17 protein-coding genes are annotated in these 14,747 nt (G+C 59.7%); 8 read left to right on the top strand and 9 right to left on the bottom strand.

Annotated elements, in window-relative coordinates; all coding sequences use genetic code 11:
• Positions 1-48 precede the first annotated feature (48 nt).
• The 5 genes from GS630_RS02945 to rbfA form a co-directional block, all read right to left on the bottom strand.
• Positions 49-1,062, bottom strand: a complete 1,014-nt coding sequence (locus tag GS630_RS02945; protein WP_171711858.1) for a calcium-binding protein — start codon at positions 1,060-1,062, stop codon at positions 49-51.
• A 92-nt stretch (positions 1,063-1,154) separates the two neighbouring features.
• Entirely contained in the window at positions 1,155-1,658 is a 504-nt protein-coding gene (locus GS630_RS02940; protein WP_171178220.1) for a DUF1643 domain-containing protein, read from the bottom strand.
• A 21-nt stretch (positions 1,659-1,679) separates the two neighbouring features.
• Positions 1,680-2,585: a tRNA pseudouridine(55) synthase TruB gene (truB, locus tag GS630_RS02935; protein ID WP_171178217.1), complete on the bottom strand. Its 906-nt coding sequence runs from the start codon at positions 2,583-2,585 to the stop codon at positions 1,680-1,682.
• 54 nt (positions 2,586-2,639) lie between these two features.
• Positions 2,640-3,383 carry a phosphodiester glycosidase family protein gene (locus GS630_RS02930; protein WP_171711857.1) on the bottom strand — a complete coding sequence of 248 codons (744 nt, stop codon included), beginning with the start codon at positions 3,381-3,383 and terminating at the stop codon, positions 2,640-2,642.
• Positions 3,380-3,775 carry a 30S ribosome-binding factor RbfA gene (gene rbfA / locus GS630_RS02925; RefSeq protein ID WP_171093264.1) on the bottom strand — a complete coding sequence of 132 codons (396 nt, stop codon included), beginning with the start codon at positions 3,773-3,775 and terminating at the stop codon, positions 3,380-3,382. The genes GS630_RS02930 and rbfA overlap by 4 nt, the downstream gene beginning before the upstream one ends.
• Positions 3,776-3,866: 91 nt before the next feature.
• On the opposite strand from rbfA, the gene dapB reads away from it, so the two are divergent.
• Both dapB and GS630_RS02915 read left to right on the top strand, forming a co-directional pair.
• On the top strand, positions 3,867-4,676 hold the full coding sequence (dapB, locus tag GS630_RS02920) for a 4-hydroxy-tetrahydrodipicolinate reductase (RefSeq protein WP_171178212.1): 810 nt from the start codon (positions 3,867-3,869) through the stop codon (positions 4,674-4,676).
• Positions 4,677-4,715: 39 nt separating this feature from the next.
• A complete protein-coding gene (locus GS630_RS02915; RefSeq protein ID WP_171620187.1) occupies positions 4,716-5,399 on the top strand; it encodes a DUF2306 domain-containing protein in 684 nt (227 codons plus the stop codon).
• Here GS630_RS02915 and GS630_RS22565 read toward each other — a convergent pair.
• From GS630_RS22565 to GS630_RS02900, 3 genes are read right to left on the bottom strand one after another with little or no spacing between them, the layout of a single operon-like run.
• On the bottom strand, positions 5,386-6,054 hold the full coding sequence (locus tag GS630_RS22565; RefSeq protein ID WP_171178208.1) for an ureidoglycolate lyase: 669 nt from the start codon (positions 6,052-6,054) through the stop codon (positions 5,386-5,388). The two genes, GS630_RS02915 and GS630_RS22565, sit on opposite strands and share 14 nt — an antisense overlap.
• Positions 6,051-6,641 (bottom strand): HD domain-containing protein, encoded by a 591-nt coding sequence (locus GS630_RS02905; protein ID WP_171178206.1) that lies wholly within the window; start codon positions 6,639-6,641, stop codon positions 6,051-6,053. Before GS630_RS02905 ends, GS630_RS22565 begins: the two co-directional genes overlap by 4 nt.
• Positions 6,638-7,774 (bottom strand): TauD/TfdA family dioxygenase, encoded by a 1,137-nt coding sequence (locus GS630_RS02900; protein ID WP_171620185.1) that lies wholly within the window; start codon positions 7,772-7,774, stop codon positions 6,638-6,640. Before GS630_RS02900 ends, GS630_RS02905 begins: the two co-directional genes overlap by 4 nt.
• Before the next feature lie 99 nt (positions 7,775-7,873).
• Here GS630_RS02900 and GS630_RS02895 point away from each other — a divergent pair, with 99 nt between their 5' ends.
• Entirely contained in the window at positions 7,874-8,728 is an 855-nt protein-coding gene (locus tag GS630_RS02895; RefSeq protein ID WP_171620183.1) for a LysR family transcriptional regulator, read from the top strand.
• 4 nt (positions 8,729-8,732) lie between these two features.
• On the opposite strand, the gene GS630_RS02890 is transcribed toward GS630_RS02895, so the two are convergent.
• Positions 8,733-8,915: a DUF1674 domain-containing protein gene (locus GS630_RS02890; RefSeq protein WP_171178192.1), complete on the bottom strand. Its 183-nt coding sequence runs from the start codon at positions 8,913-8,915 to the stop codon at positions 8,733-8,735.
• An 88-nt stretch (positions 8,916-9,003) separates the two neighbouring features.
• Here GS630_RS02890 and GS630_RS02885 point away from each other — a divergent pair, with 88 nt between their 5' ends.
• The 5 genes from GS630_RS02885 (at position 9,004) to GS630_RS02865 (ending at position 14,747) form a co-directional block, all read left to right on the top strand.
• On the top strand, positions 9,004-10,263 hold the full coding sequence (locus tag GS630_RS02885; protein ID WP_171178190.1) for an RsmB/NOP family class I SAM-dependent RNA methyltransferase: 1,260 nt from the start codon (positions 9,004-9,006) through the stop codon (positions 10,261-10,263).
• A 90-nt stretch (positions 10,264-10,353) separates the two neighbouring features.
• Entirely contained in the window at positions 10,354-12,093 is a 1,740-nt protein-coding gene (locus GS630_RS02880) for a heparinase II/III family protein (protein WP_171620181.1), read from the top strand.
• Positions 12,094-12,115: 22 nt separating this feature from the next.
• Positions 12,116-13,705 (top strand): bifunctional phosphoribosylaminoimidazolecarboxamide formyltransferase/IMP cyclohydrolase, encoded by a 1,590-nt coding sequence (purH, locus tag GS630_RS02875; RefSeq protein WP_171620179.1) that lies wholly within the window; start codon positions 12,116-12,118, stop codon positions 13,703-13,705.
• A complete protein-coding gene (gene lspA / locus GS630_RS02870; RefSeq protein ID WP_171178183.1) occupies positions 13,705-14,181 on the top strand; it encodes a signal peptidase II in 477 nt (158 codons plus the stop codon). Before purH ends, lspA begins: the two co-directional genes overlap by 1 nt.
• Before the next feature lie 50 nt (positions 14,182-14,231).
• The gene (locus tag GS630_RS02865; protein WP_171178181.1) at positions 14,232-14,747 is read left to right on the top strand and encodes a DUF3035 domain-containing protein; all 516 of its coding nucleotides are present in this window, start codon (positions 14,232-14,234) and stop codon (positions 14,745-14,747) included.

The following is a 14,747-nucleotide window of genomic DNA, read 5'->3' as shown; positions in this document are numbered from 1 at the left end:
GGCGCGTATAAGCGGATTTTTATCAAATGGCAAAGGGAATCTGCGGGGTCAGACCATCTGCCCATACTGTTCCAGTTGGGCTTCGGTGATCAGTTGGATATCGGCTGCCGTCATCCCTTCGGCACCATAAACCTGCGCCACTTCCTGACCGTCAATGATCACCCGAGTAAGATTTGAATCTTCAGCGTCAGGTTCCACGGCTATTTCAGGCTCGGATTCGTTCTCCCAAGTGACAAGCAACTTATCCTCACCCGGCTGGAACCCCATGACGGTAACATCGTCCTTACCTTGGCCCACGAAGATGTCATCGGCCCCCTGACCACCGGTCACGACGTCGCCGCTGCCGGCAACTAGGGTGTCATTGCCGGCACCACCATTCAGGAAATCCTGTTCGGCTGCACCGTCTTCTATGCCGAATACAAAATCGTCCCCTTCGCCGCCAAAGATCGCATCCTCGCCCGCCGCTCCGACCAGAACGTCATCCCCGAAGCCGCCTTGCAACGCGTCGTCACCGGTCCCGCCGTCCAAAGTATCGTCACCCTGACCGCCATAAAGCTCGTCTTCCCCGTCACCACCGTCCAGAACATCGTTTCCGAAATGTCCGAACAGAGCGTCATTGCCCGTGTCCCCAAACAGCAGGTCGTCATCCGCTTCGCCATGCAGGACATCGTTGTCCGGCCCGCCATAGATGGTATCTATCCCGTCGCCGCCATGCAGGACGTCATCCCCCTGGCCGCCGTGGATCGTATCGTCACCGCCATAGCCGTTGATCTGATCCACGCCGTCTCCTCCGGTGATGATGTCCGGGCCGTCTTGTCCTGCAATCACCAGATCGCCTTCGAATTCGGAAAGGACGATGCCGGTGGACAGGGGTTCGACTTCGGTTTCGACGGGGTCTTCGACATTTTCGCCGATATCCAGGAATTCCCCGGTTTCGGCTTCGGATCGCGGCTCATCTTCGGGAATGTCATCTGACACGTCCTCGTCTTCGATCAGCATGTCGCTCATCGCGTAAGCTGCACCGCCGATGGCGGCCAGTCCGATCAATCCGGCCAGAAACATGGCACCCTCCGATGGCAGAAAACTCCGAGGGGATTGTCTCATTCTGCAGGCAGCAGCGTCAAAGATAAGTTGTTGAAAGGGTTAATACTTTATCACCACTGCTCAGGCTGTTGAGTGTAGGCGATGTAAAGGGGGTGCTTGGGGTGGCCGTCTTTGGTCAGACCCAAATGGAACAGGGGTTGACCCGTCTGACGCAACAACTGTTCAACTGCCGGGCCACGGTCCAGATGTGCGCCGTGGGTGCCCCAGGCGGCAATGACCCGATCGGCCCAGTCCACGCCATCCAGAATCGCCCTGTCATTTTCTGGTCCCACTGGATCAGTGGCAGCGCGCATCTTGCGCGGGTCAGTGTCGCGCCAGGCAAAGATGTTGGTCACCTGAAACGCGCCAAACCCCAAGGCCCGCGCGCGGCGCTCGCAGCGTTCCACCGTAGGGTCATTTACTGCCTCAGTCGCGGTCGAGGGGTTCAGCATCACAAACAATGCCTTCTGCCCCTTTGGATCCCAGACGCGGGTCAGGCTATAGCGATACTTCTCGCAATCGGAATAGATGGCGGTCGAGGGCGCATCGCCCTTGGTATGTGTTCGGGTGATCATGCCAACCGCCTAACACGTGAGTTAGGCGACGAACACCCGGCTCGGATGCAGCTCGCCTGATTTGTAGATGCCCACAGCCACCGCCTTGCCGTCCAACGAGGCCCAGGCTTCATCGCCGTATTCGACGTCTGATGCCATCACCATGCCGGGATTGCCGTTGCGCAGGCGGGTGGCGCCCTCCGGGGTGCATTTCAATTCGGGCAGGTCCGACAGGCCGGTTTCCAGCGGGTGCAGATACGCGTCCAGCGCGGTTGTCTTGGCCATATCGTCGATCTGTTCGATGGTCAGGCCATCTTCGGCCTCAAACGGGCCGGACCAGATGCGGCGCAGTTCCTTGACATGCCCGTGGCATCCCAGTGCCTCACCCAGATCGCGCGCGATTGAGCGCACATAGCCACCTTTGCCGCAGGTCATTTCCAACACCACGTGGTCTTCATCGGGGCGGTCGACAAGGATCAGTTCCTCGACCCAAAGGGGCCGAGCGGTCAGTTCCACATCCTCGCCATCGCGCGCCAGTTTATAGGCGCGCTGGCCGTCGATCTTCACGGCAGAAAACTTAGGCGGAACCTGCATGATGTCGCCCAAAAACGGGGTCAGCGCCTGTTTGATGTCCTCATCCGAAGGGCGCGCATCGCTGCTTGAGATCACTTCGCCCTCGGCATCGTCGGTATTGGTGGCTTGACCCAAACGCACGGTGAACGTGTAAGCCTTCAGCGCATCGGTGATATAGGGAACGGTCTTTGTTGCCTCGCCCAAAGCCACGGCCAGAACGCCGGTTGCTTCGGGGTCCAGTGTGCCCGCATGGCCCGCCTTTTTGGCATCCATCGCCCAACGCACCTTGTTGACCACAGCGGTCGAGGTCATGCCCGCAGGCTTGTCCACAACCAGCCAACCGGAAATGTCGCGACCCTTGCGTTTGCGTCCCATCTTGCACCTTGCCTTTTGCTGAGGCGCGCGGGTTAACGGATCACACCCGCCCTGTCAATTTGCAGGCATGTCCTCAACTACACCCACAATCGGTCCCAACGAGAATCCCAGATCCGAACGGTTGCCTGCGCGGTCATACATTCGTGAGATATTGCCGTCCAGAAACAGCGCGTTTGGGGTGTTCAGAACATCGCGAAACAGTCTGCCGAATTCGTGGAAGGTGACATAATCTTCTGAGATCGCAAAAACGGCCCGCGCGCCATTGGCACTGGTGCCAACACCGTTGCGGATATAGCGCGAGGTCGAATCGGGCAGAAAGCGCGGGTGCAGCTCGCCGTCGATCACCAGCATCGGTCCGGATTGGGTGGCAAAGCGGCAGTCCGGTGTTTGATCCACGAAATCCAGCGTCTCGAACACATCGGCGCGCCCGTTGCGGATGCAGAAAACGCCATTGGGCAGCAGGCCGAAATTGCCGGGGCCGGGGTTCGCGATTACCCGCATCTGCTCCTGCCCATCTTCGACATAATGGCCGACGGGCGAGCGGTCGTCGTGATACATGCCGGCGTTCATCGCAAAGGCCAGCCGTTTGCCCTCGGGTTCAAGCGTCTCGTTAACCGATGAGAAATGCCCCAACACTTCGCCGTCTTCACCATTCAGAAACAGGCGCAGATCCGCTGCAGTCGCATTGACCTCGCAGACGGTGTAGCGCAGACCGTCGTGAGTAACCTTTTCACACGTAACCGCAGAGGCTTGCGCGGCCCACAAAATCGCGCCCAATGTTGTTAAAGTACGGATCACTCGTCCAGATCGCGGCGCACCGCGTCCTGCTGGAACATGCGGCGGGTGTCGTCCAGACGGTCAAACGTGTCATCCAGACGGAACCGCAGATCGGGCGAGAACTTCAGGTTCAGTTTCTTGCCGATCACGCGTCGTAATTCACCTTTATTGCGGGCCAGCAGGTCGATCACGTCCTCTTGCCCTTTGCCGCCCAACGGCAGCACATAGGCCGTGGCGATTTTGAGATCGGGCGAGGTACGGACCTCACCCACGGTGATCGACATGCGGTTCAGGTCGGGGTCGTGGACATCTCCGCGCGCCAGAACTTCGGACAGGGTGCGACGTATCAGTTCGCCGACACGCAGCTGTCGTTGGGACGGGCCGGGGCCATCGTGGAATTTGTTCTTTGCCATATCCCCGATCTAAGCCCAAAGCGGGGCTTTGCCAAGCGGGCGCGAACGGGGTAGGAGGCTTTGAGCCGACTTAGCGAAAAGGACCAGCGCAATGACCCATATTCCGGGGATCGTTATCACAGGGGCTTCGGGCCGCATGGGGCAGATGCTGATCAAGACTGTCACCGACAGTGATCAGGCGCGTCTGGTTGGCGTGGTCGAGCGCAAGGGTCACGATTGGATCGATCAGGATGTGGGCACGGCCATGGGTGGTCAGGCGCTGGGCGTCACCGTCACTGATGATCCGCTGGAGGCGTTTGCGCAAGCGCAGGCGGTGATCGATTTCACCGCGCCCGAAGCGACTTTGGAATTTGCCGCTCTGGCTGCGCAGGCGCGTTGTGTTCATGTCATCGGCACTACGGGCATGTCCGACGAACAAATCGCGTCACTTGAACCGGCATCACGCCACGCCGTGATCGTGCGGGCGGGCAATATGAGCCTTGGTGTGAACCTGCTGGTGCAACTGACCAAGAAAGTCGCTGCCGCATTGGATGAAGATTTCGATATCGAGATCATCGAAGGCCACCACCACCACAAGGTCGACGCGCCCTCGGGCACAGCGCTGATGCTGGGTGAGGCCGCTGCCGAGGGGCGCGGCGTCAGATTGGCGGATGTGTCTGATCGAGGCCGTGATGGCATCACCGGTGCGCGCAAGCGGGGTGATATCGGCTTCCACGCCATTCGCGGCGGCGATATCGTTGGTGAACATGATGTGCTGTTCGCTGCCCCCGGAGAACGCATCGTCCTGCGCCATTTGGCCAGTGATCGTGCAATCTTTGCCCGTGGTGCCCTCAAGGCCGCACTATGGGGTCAAGGCAAGACACCCGGGCAGTATGACATGGTGGACGTACTGGGGTTGTAAGCCATAGACGCCCGAATTGTTGGCGCTAAGCTCTGATCTATGCGTTTACGTCGTTCCGGTCTGGCAACTGGTGTCCTGCTGGCACTATTTTATCTGACGCTGCTGCCGTTTGTGGCGCACGGGTTTGGTATGATCGGCGTCGGCCTGTCGCATGATGCGCCTGCGCAAAGCTATTTGTTTGCGGACGGTCAGAGCGTCGGCAACGCGGCGATGATTCTACATATCTTTGCCGGAACGGTGTTGGTAACGCTGGTGCCGCTGCAACTGGTCCGCGCCCTTCGGCAGCGCTTCAACTGGTTTCACCGCGCCTTGGGTGCTGTGCTGGTCGCGCTGGCTCTTGTGACCGGGATGGCGGGGATGACTTATATCCCTTTGCGAGGCACGATTGGTGGGCCGGTGATGTCTGCCGCGTTTTTCCTTTACGGCCTCTGCCTCTTTGCTGCGGCGCTTATGGTTGTACGCATGGTGCTCAGCAATGATCGCGCGGGGCACTGGGCCTGGGGGCTGCGGCTGTTCTGGCTGGCGCTGGGATCATGGCTCTACCGGGTGCATTACACACTTTGGTATCTGCTGACCGGTGGGCTGGGGTCAGAGCCCGATTTCTCGGGCCCTTTCGATCTGGTTCAGAACTTTGCGTTCTACGTGCCCTATTTGCTGGCTGTGCAGATTTGGATCGTGCGCAAAGGGTCAGGGCATCAAGGGGCTTTGGTTAAAAGCCCTTGATCCTGTCTTCGCGCAATGGGCAGGCCAGGTACACACCGAACTCTTTCCCGATATCCGCGCTGACCCGTGCGTGAACTGCACCCTGCCGGTCGAGGAATCGTTGGTCATCTTCGACCGGGAATATCCCCTCGTGCCAGATGCCCGGGTGGATATAGAGGCCACGCGAGCCGTCGCACCAGAACGCCACCACCTTGTCGGGCGTCAGGTTGTCACCGGGCAGGGCCGCGGGGACGATGAAGGGTTTTTTGTCCAAAGGCCAAAACATCTGACCGCCGTCGGGGTGATAGTTCATGTGCCAGAGCAACACCTGATCACGGGGCGCGGTTTGCCGATCCGTCTGCGCGGTTTGCGGATCCGTGGACCAGCCAAGAACGTAATGCCCTTTGACGGCTTCGTTCTCGCCATACAGCACGTCGCCTCGCCAGTCACATTTGAACGTGCCTTCGACCCAGCCGCCTTCGTCGCCGGTGCCTTCGTCGATGGGGCGCCAACCTTGTTGCGGCCAGCGGACTATCTCGATTTCAAAGGTCTCGGGGTCATCGACCAGACAGCCATAGCCTTTGACCGTCTGATCTGTTGCGCGGATCAGAGGAACTTCGTGCCAGGGTAGCGAGGGCTTGGAACTGGCCTCGAAGATGTATTCAGGTGCAGTCACGACGTGCCCAGATGTTTGTCGACCATGCGCTGCACCATGGGTGCAAAATAGGGGAAATCGGGGGTCTCCATATCCGCGCGTTTACCGGCCTCATCCAGATAGCGAACCTGAATGATCTCTTTCAGGTTTGGGTTGGATTCGAATGCGACAACCTCTTCCGCGCTCATCGGGCCGCCCTGCAGTTCCAGCGTGTGGACCGAGGCAGTCGACAGGCGTTGAAAGTACTCGGGCTTGGTGGCGCAAAGATACCGTTTGGCCGCCACGTGATAGCGGCAGCAATCGGTGATGACCGAGGGGAAGAACTGTTCCAGTACCTCAGCGCCTGCGTCTTCGTGATGGCGGTCTTCGGTATCGTCGGGGTGATAAGTGCCGAATTCGGACGTAAAATGCCCGATGTCGTGCAGAAGTGCACCGACGATGATTTCCTCTGGCTGGCCGTTCTGCTTGGCGATGGTGGCCCCTTGCAGCATATGTTGGGCCATGGTGACGGGTTCGCCTAAGTACTCCTCGCCGCCGCGACGTTCGAAGATGTCACCGATGAAGGCCACGATATTGTCCCTGTTCAGGGTCGAGAAATCGGGTTTCATTCAGCCGCCTCCGGTTGTGTTATTTCCATCGCGGCGAGTGTGGACAGCAATCCATCCTTGTCAGCATAGCATCCCTGCAACCAGCGTGAGCCTGCACCGGAATAGCCCAGACGCGCGTGCAGCACGCGTGTGTTGTCGACGATAAAGCTTTCGCCCGGTTCCAGCTTGAACGACACGCCCATCGCCGGGTCGTCGATGATTCCACCCAATTGGCGGTAGGCAGCGTAATAGGCTTCCATCTTCTCAAAGGGGATATCGACGAACGGCGCGGAGGAGCGGTTGTTGAAACGGATTCCGATCAGTTCGCCATCTGGCGACAGTTCGATCATTGGGCGCCGCGACCGCAGGCAGACGCCGTCCGAGCCCTTGTATTCGAACCGCGCCGGGAAGCCGGCCAACAGGGCAAAACCCTCGGGGTTCTGATCGCGCAGCTTCTCGGCGGCGCGGAAGCCGTCGACCACGATGCTGTCACCGCCTTCGGCTGAATTCTCCAGACAATACAGAATTTGCAGCGTCGGCACCGGGTCGCGGTAGGGGTTATCGGTATGGGCCTGCAACCCAAGCCCGGTATAGGCGAGGTTGGTGGGGTTCACCTCGGTCCGCACTTCGAAATAGGGGCCATAATTGGTCTCGCGGACATAGCCAAACAGATCGGCCACCTTCAGCAGCGATTCCGGTTCGGTTGGGCCGCCTGTCAGCTTGGCAAACCCTAACTCGGCCACCGCCGCTAGCCAATTGCGCTTAGCAACCGGGCTGGCGTGGACCTCGTTCCAATCTCCGCTGGGGGCGTCGATGCCACGTTCCCAGGTGGTGATACCGGTGGCGATGCGGCCGAACTCGGCGGCTTGTGCGCTGTCATAACTGTGATCGGCCAGCCAGTCGGCAGGGAAGGTCACTGTCTTGCCCTCGGGCTGGAAGGTGATCACGAGGTCGCCGTTCAACACATCGGCAGCGCTGACCGAAATGTTGGCGGGGATGTCCCCGATAGTGATCAGGCGCTGACCGTTGCCGGGCGCGCGGGTGTCCGGGTCCAGCGCGTTGTCACGCAGCCAGATGGCGTGAAAGCGGGCTTGGCTATCGTCGGTGAAAGTCACGGTCACGACGTTGGTGTCATGAGTAGCGGTGCGCGGCATTGGGGATCTCCTGTTCGGCGCGAGCTTTGGTTGAGCAGATACGCCGTTCATGGCATTACGACAATTAATCCTTATTTCGTCTGAGGCTTGGAAAATCTTATGGCTAAGAAAAAGGTGGGATTACCGCCGCTGGACTGGCTGCGCGTGTTCGAGGCCGCAGGGCGTTTGGGCGGGTTCTCGGCTGCGGCCAAAGAGTTTGGTTTGACGCAGGCCGCTGTCAGCCAGCGGATCGGAAACCTTGAGGCTTGGTTGGGCCGATCCCTGTTCGTGCGCGAAGCGCGGGGTGTGTCGCTGACGGTAGAAGGCGAGAGCTATTTGCCTTTGGTGCAAGACAGCCTGCAGGCGTTGGAGCGCAACACAGAGGATCTGTTCGGCAAGTCCCCGCGTGAGTTGCGGGTGGCCGGGTTGTCATCCAATATTCATGCGCTGGTACTGCCTGCTCTACCTGTCTTTCACCAGTTGAGACCCAAAGTGCAGGTGATGACCGACTCGGTCGCACGTCGGTCTTCGTTGGATGAAGAACGGACCTGGCTGCAAATCCGATATGGCCGCGGTATGTGGGCCGGGCGCGATGCGGCCTTGATCGCGCGCGAGGTTCTTGTGCCCATGGCGGCCCCCGACGTTGAATGGGGTGCGCCTTTGATCGATCTGCGTGGTGAGCGCCCGGGGTGGCGGGAATGGTGTCAGAAATGCGATAAGAAGGATGTACCGACTTCCCAAATCAGTTTTGATTCAATGGAGCACGCAATCTCGGCGGCGCGGCGCGGCCTTGGTGTGGTGTTGGGGTCAGTTCCGCTGGCTTCTGCCGATCTTCAAGAGCGGCGGCTGCGCAGACTGGACCAACCTGAGCTGCAAACAAAAGACGGGTACTGGCTGACATGGCCCGAAGATCGGGCGACATCCCAGAAACAGCGCGCTTTGATAGGCGACTTCCTCAAGGCACTGCGCGGCTGAGCGCCTAGAAATCAATGGCGATGCCCTTCTTTTCCCAATCACCATAGCGGGCGGGGTCAGGTCCGTCGCGCCCGCCCAGTTCTTTGGGCAACGCCTTGGCTTCGGCTTCGGACTTGCGTCGGCGTTCTTCCGCTTCGGCCAGCGCGCGCCGGGCGGCGGGGGGCAAATCTTTGCGGTCGTCACTCATGACATCGGGTTCCTTTCCGTGCTGTGTCTTGATATACGCCCGCGTCCGCCATTGGCAATGCGGGCGCAAGTCACAGTAAGGCGGTACCATGGCAAACAGCGCAACAGCAGCACGGCGCAGCGCAATCTATCTGCTCGATCAGGTTCTGGGTGAGGGTCGCCTGTTGTCCGAATGTCTCGCAGCGGGTGCATTGGACCGGCTGGGTCCCGAAGATCGCGCGCGGGCTCAACGGTTGGCGTCAGAGACCTTGCGCGGCCTGGAACGCGCCGACAGGTTGTTGGACAATCACTTGAACCGCACACCCGCCCTAACAGTCCATAACGCGCTTAGGCTGGGCACAGTCGAGCTTTGTAACGGAGAAGCCGCGCATGGTGTGGTGAATTCTTTGGTCGAGATCATTAGCCGCTCGCGCAAGCACGGGCGTCTTAAGGGCCTGGTGAATGCGGTTCTGCGCAAAGTGGCAGCCGAAGGCCCTGAAGCCTGGCCCAAAATGCGAGTCCCGCGCTTGCCGGAATGGCTTCGCAATCCCCTGACTATGGCGTGGGGCGCGGATGCCGTGGCCGGGATGGAGCAGGCGCATTTCGCAGGTGCACCGCTTGATCTTACCGTGAAGCGGGGGGGGATAGGTCCCTCGGGCGATGTGCTGCCGACAGGCTCAATTCGTCTGCAGGATGCCGGTCAGGTTTCGACCCTACCGGGATACAAAGCCGGGGACTGGTGGGTGCAGGATGCGGCGGCGGCTTTGCCCGTTCGCGTTCTGGCACCCAAAGCGGGCGAGACGGTTTTGGACCTTTGCGCTGCTCCCGGTGGCAAAACGATGCAATTGGCTGCGGCAGGAGCGGACGTTACGGCGTTGGATGTTTCAGAAGCTCGGATGGAGCGGGTGCGCGAAAACCTGCAAAGGACGGGTCTGACGGCGAAGGTCATTGTCGGGGATGCGCTGGAACATGAAGGTCAGTATGACGCGATCCTGCTGGACGCGCCGTGTTCGGCCACAGGTACGATCCGGCGGCACCCGGATTTGCCCTTTGCCAAGGATGGGTCCGAATTCGGCGGTTTGATCGAGCTTCAGACGCAGATGTTGGCCCATGCATGGGGTTTGCTGAAACCCGGTGGGCGTTTGGTTTATTGCACCTGTTCATTGTTGCCGGACGAAGGCGAAGTGCAGATTGAAGAGGCGCTTGAGATGTATCCGGACATGAGCGTGGATCGCGACGCAGTGAACATAGCGGGTGTTGATACGGATTGGATGACGGAAGAAGGCGGTCTGCGGCTGCGGCCCGATTATTGGGCGGATCAGGGTGGTATGGACGGGTTCTATATCGCCTGTCTGAACAAATCCGCCTAAGCGCACGCTTTTCGATGACTTGACGATCGACGCGGTCTATCGTTGGGTCTCAAGCGCCAGCAGAGCGCAAGGGGCAGAGTAACGCGAGACATGTCGAACTCGGACACCATGACCAGTCGATGGATGCGGTTTCAGAACCGTTTCTACGCGCGCCTGAGCCAGCGGCAAAAGGCGGTCACGGGATTTGTCGCACAGCCCGATCCGCGCACTGTCGGGTCGTTCGCACGTGGACGGCAATTGGTTGCCGGAAACCTCTTGTTTGCCGGATATCTGGTCGAGGCCGAAGATACCGGGCTCTGGGACGTCGTCGCCCCCAGCGCAGGTTTCGATGATGAACGCCACGGCTTTGCGTGGCTGGATGATCTGGCCGCAGTCGGAGACATGCGCGCGCGGGAAAAGGCGCAACGCTGGGTCTGGGGCTGGATCGAAGCGCATGGTCGCGGGCAGGGCCCCGGTTGGGTGCCTGACCTGACTGGTCGGCGGGTCATGCGCTGGATCAACCACGCGATCTTTCTGCTGCGTGGGGTGGATGAAAAGCAAAGCAGGCTGTTCTTCCGCTCGCTGGCACAACAGACATGGTTCCTGTCCAAACGCTGGCCGGCGGCGACGCCGGGCCTACCCCGATTCGAGGCTCTGGCCGGATTGGTACAAGCCGGTTTGGCGTTGGAAGGGTTGGAGCAGATGGCCGATCCTGCCCTGCGGGCTCTTGCCAGCGAATGCGATCGTCAGGTGGACGCGCAGGGGGGGATCCCCACGCGCAACCCGGAGGAGTTGCTGGAAGTTTTCACACTGCTCAGTTGGACAACCGCGGCGCTGAACGATCTGGGGCGCGGTGCGCCCGTCGCGCAGGTCAATGCAATCAAGCGGATTGCACCGACCTTGCGCAGCCTCCGCCATGCGGATGGCGCTTTGGCACGATTCCACGGTGGTGGACGCGGAGTCGAGGGGCGTCTGGAACAGGCCTTGGCACAAAGTGGCGTCAAGCATAAGGCAGCGACCGAATTGCCTATGGGCTACGCGCGCTTGTCTGCTGCACGCACCACTCTGATTGTAGATGCCAGTGCGCCGCCCAAAGGTGCCGCTTCGTTCAACGCGCACGCGTCCACATTGGCATTCGAACTGACCTCGGGCCGGCGGCCGTTGATCGTGAATTGCGGATCAGGGGCCAGTTTTGGCCTGGAATGGCGCCGCGCAGGGCGGGCGACGCCGTCGCATTCAACCTTGTGCCTGGATGGGTTTTCCAGCGCGCGGCTGGCAAATCCATTGCCGGGCCGCGAAAGTCAGGCGTTGGTGGATGCGCCGCAGGATGTGCCTGTCGATTTCGAAGACGCGTTTGAGGGTATCCGCTTCATGGCTGGTCATGACGGGTATGCCAAAGTGTTCGGCCTGACTCATGCGCGGACCTTTGAGTTGCGATTTGATGGGCGCGAACTTGCAGTTGAGGATATTCTGCTGACTGCGACCGACAAGGCAAAGCGCCAGTTCGACAAGGCTATGGACGCTTCAGGGCTCAAGGGAATCGGGTATGATATCCGTTTTCACCTGCATCCGGATGTGGATGCGGCGCTGGATTTGGGCGGGGCGGCGGTGTCCATGGCCCTTAAAAGCGGCGAAATCTGGGTTTTCCGCCATGATGGCATTGGAAAATTGTCCGTCGAGCCAAGCGTTTACCTTGAAAAGGGGCGTTTAAAGCCGCGCGCGACAAAACAGATCGTTCTATCTGGCCGCGCAATGGAGTATGCGACCCGCATCCGGTGGACGCTAAGCAAGGCACAGGACACAGCCTATGCCGTGCGCGATACGCACCGGGACGAGCCAGAATTCGACTGACGCCAAAAGGACCTTTGGACCCATGACCGATCTTCACCCCGTGCGCCGCGCGCTGCTTTCCGTATCCGACAAAACCGGGCTGATTGAGCTGGGCAAGGCGTTGGCCGAGCGCGGGGTCGAGCTGCTGTCGACCGGCGGAACGGCCAAGACGCTGCGCGATGCTGGGCTTGAAGTGAAGGACGTCAGCGAGATCACCGGTTTTCCCGAAATGATGGACGGCCGAGTCAAGACCCTGCACCCGGTGGTGCATGGTGGGCTGTTGGCGCTGCGTGACAACGACACCCATGTCGCTGCGATGAATGAGCATGGTATTGGCGCGATCGATCTGCTGGTGGTGAACCTCTACCCGTTCGAAGCCACAGTCGCCAAAGGTGCGGGCTATGATGAATGCATCGAGAATATCGATATCGGTGGCCCGGCGATGATCCGTGCGGCGTCCAAGAACCACGCCTTTGTAAACGTAGTGGTGGATGTTGAAGATTACTCCTCTTTGCTGGACCAGTTGGAAGAGAACTACGGCAAGACGTCGTATGGTTTCCGCCAGTGGCTTGCCCAAAAGGCGTATGCCCGCACGGCGGCCTACGACACGGCAGTCTCGAACTGGATGGCCGACGCTCTGCAGCTGGAGGCCCCTAAGCGTCGCGCCTTTGCAGGAGAGTTGAAACAGACTCTGCGTTATGGCGAGAACAGCCATCAACAGGCTGCGTTCTATACCGATGGCACCAACCGCCCGGGTGTGGCCACTGCCGTGCAGCATCAGGGCAAGGAACTGAGCTACAACAACATCAACGACACCGACGCCGCGTTTGAGCTGGTCGCTGAGTTCGACCCCACTCAGGGCGCGGCTTGCGCGATCATCAAACATGCCAACCCTTGCGGTGTGGCCACGGGCGGGACGTTGCTTGAGGCTTATAAGGCGGCGTTTGACTGCGACCGCACCTCGGCCTTTGGTGGGATCGTGGCATTGAACCAGCCGTTGGATGCGGAAACTGCGCAAGAGATCACCGGGATTTTCACCGAGGTCGTGATTGCCCCCGGAGCATCTGACGAAGCCAAGGCGATCTTTGCGGCCAAAAAGAATTTGCGCTTGCTGACGACCGACGGTCTGCCAGATGTAACGGCCGGTGGCAAAACAGTACGTCAGGTGGCCGGTGGTTTGCTGGTTCAAGACAAGGACAACGGTTTTGTCGGCATGGACGACCTGAAGGTCGTCACCAAAAAAGCCCCGACTGATGAGCAGATGCGTGATCTGCTGTTTGCATGGAAAGTGGCGAAGCACGTCAAATCCAACGCCATCGTCTACGTCAAAGACGGTTCAACCGTGGGCGTGGGTGCGGGTCAGATGAGCCGCGTGGACTCGGCCCTGATCGCCGCCAAGAAAGCTGAACGCATGGCAGATGTGCTGGGACTGCCGCAGCCGCTGACCATTGGATCGGCTGTCGCCTCGGATGCCTTCTTCCCTTTCCCCGACGGTCTTATGGAAGCGGCTGAGGCCGGTGCAACCTGCGTCATCCAACCCGGTGGATCCATGCGCGATGACGAAGTGATTGCCGCAGCGGATGAGGCCGGTTTGGCCATGGTCTTTACCGGCATGCGGCACTTCCGTCACTAATGCAGTCACGCCTGCTTCTCTGGGCGGCGCTGGCCGCCTTTGCGATCGACCAGATCAGCAAGTATCTGGTCGTCCATGTCATGCGCGTGGCCGAGAAACCAGGTGGCATTGATGTTCTGCCACCGCTGCTGGTTTTCAAATACGGTGAGAATCGCGGTATCAATTTCGGTCTGTTTCAGGGGAATTCCGACTCCGCGCGTTGGGTGCTGATCGGTATTTCGATTGCGATCTGTGTCGGCGTTCTTATCTGGCTCAGCCGTATAGCCGCATCAAAACTCATGCTCTTCTGCGCAGGTCTGTTGATAGGCGGCGCGCTTGGAAACGTGGTGGATCGGCTGTTATACGGCTATGTTCTGGATTTCCTGAACATGTCATGTTGCGGCATCAACAACCCGTTTGTGTTCAACCTTGCGGATGTGTTCATATTTGCAGGCGCTTTGGGGCTGGTTCTGTTCGACAGCAAAAAGCCCTCGTGACGCGCCGAATTATATGAGATAAAAGCGCCAGAAACAGGCTGGAGACACCTATGCGGATGCCGCGCGCCATATTTGTTCTGACTGTTGTCGCAGCGGTTGCGGCATGTTCGAATCCCGGTCTGCGGGATCTGGCGCCTCCGGGGCAGGGTCCGGATGAATTTTCTGTTCTTCCGGTCAAACCACTGACGGAACCTCAGGATTACGCCTTTTTGCCTGCTCCGACGCCGGGCGGTGCCAACTTGACCGATCCGAACCCGAACGCTGACGCCGTGGCAGCGCTGGGTGGCAATGCGGCTGCACTGAACCCGAATACAGCGGTGCCGTCGTCAGATGCGGCGCTGGTCACGGCCTCAAGCCGTTATGGTGTGCCACCTGATGCGCGTCAGGTGGTCGAGGCCGAGGATGCCGCGTTCCGCAAGCGCCGCGGTCGCTGGACCGGTTTGCGTCTGTTCCCTGTCGATCGTTATGGTCAGGTCTATGAACGGCAATCCATCAATCCCTATGCGGAAACAAACGCCGCGCGTAACGCTGGGATTGAAACGCCATCATCGCCTCCTGATGAATAA

Source organism: Ruegeria sp. HKCCD7303, assembly GCF_013111185.1.
In the GTDB taxonomy this organism is placed as follows: Bacteria; Pseudomonadota; Alphaproteobacteria; order Rhodobacterales; family Rhodobacteraceae; genus Ruegeria.
The sequence above is the reverse complement of the archived record's forward strand: the minus strand, read 5'-3'. Positions and strand labels throughout refer to the sequence as shown.

Excerpts from the sequence above, each read along its gene's own strand:
- GS630_RS02945 (WP_171711858.1), bottom strand. The coding sequence starts at position 1,062 with ATGTTTCTGGCCGGATTGATCGGACTGGCCGCCATCGGCGGTGCAGCT.
- GS630_RS02940 (WP_171178220.1), bottom strand. The coding sequence starts at position 1,658 with ATGATCACCCGAACACATACCAAGGGCGATGCGCCCTCGACCGCCATC.
- truB (WP_171178217.1), bottom strand. The coding sequence starts at position 2,585 with ATGGGACGCAAACGCAAGGGTCGCGACATTTCCGGTTGGCTGGTTGTG.
- rbfA (WP_171093264.1), bottom strand. The coding sequence starts at position 3,775 with ATGGCAAAGAACAAATTCCACGATGGCCCCGGCCCGTCCCAACGACAG.
- dapB (WP_171178212.1), top strand. The coding sequence starts at position 3,867 with ATGACCCATATTCCGGGGATCGTTATCACAGGGGCTTCGGGCCGCATG.
- GS630_RS02915 (WP_171620187.1), top strand. The coding sequence starts at position 4,716 with ATGCGTTTACGTCGTTCCGGTCTGGCAACTGGTGTCCTGCTGGCACTA.
- GS630_RS02905 (WP_171178206.1), bottom strand. The coding sequence starts at position 6,641 with ATGAAACCCGATTTCTCGACCCTGAACAGGGACAATATCGTGGCCTTC.
- GS630_RS02900 (WP_171620185.1), bottom strand. The coding sequence starts at position 7,774 with ATGCCGCGCACCGCTACTCATGACACCAACGTCGTGACCGTGACTTTC.
- GS630_RS02895 (WP_171620183.1), top strand. The coding sequence starts at position 7,874 with ATGGCTAAGAAAAAGGTGGGATTACCGCCGCTGGACTGGCTGCGCGTG.
- GS630_RS02890 (WP_171178192.1), bottom strand. The coding sequence starts at position 8,915 with ATGAGTGACGACCGCAAAGATTTGCCCCCCGCCGCCCGGCGCGCGCTG.
- GS630_RS02885 (WP_171178190.1), top strand. The coding sequence starts at position 9,004 with ATGGCAAACAGCGCAACAGCAGCACGGCGCAGCGCAATCTATCTGCTC.
- GS630_RS02880 (WP_171620181.1), top strand. The coding sequence starts at position 10,354 with ATGTCGAACTCGGACACCATGACCAGTCGATGGATGCGGTTTCAGAAC.
- purH (WP_171620179.1), top strand. The coding sequence starts at position 12,116 with ATGACCGATCTTCACCCCGTGCGCCGCGCGCTGCTTTCCGTATCCGAC.
- lspA (WP_171178183.1), top strand. The coding sequence starts at position 13,705 with ATGCAGTCACGCCTGCTTCTCTGGGCGGCGCTGGCCGCCTTTGCGATC.
- GS630_RS02865 (WP_171178181.1), top strand. The coding sequence starts at position 14,232 with ATGCGGATGCCGCGCGCCATATTTGTTCTGACTGTTGTCGCAGCGGTT.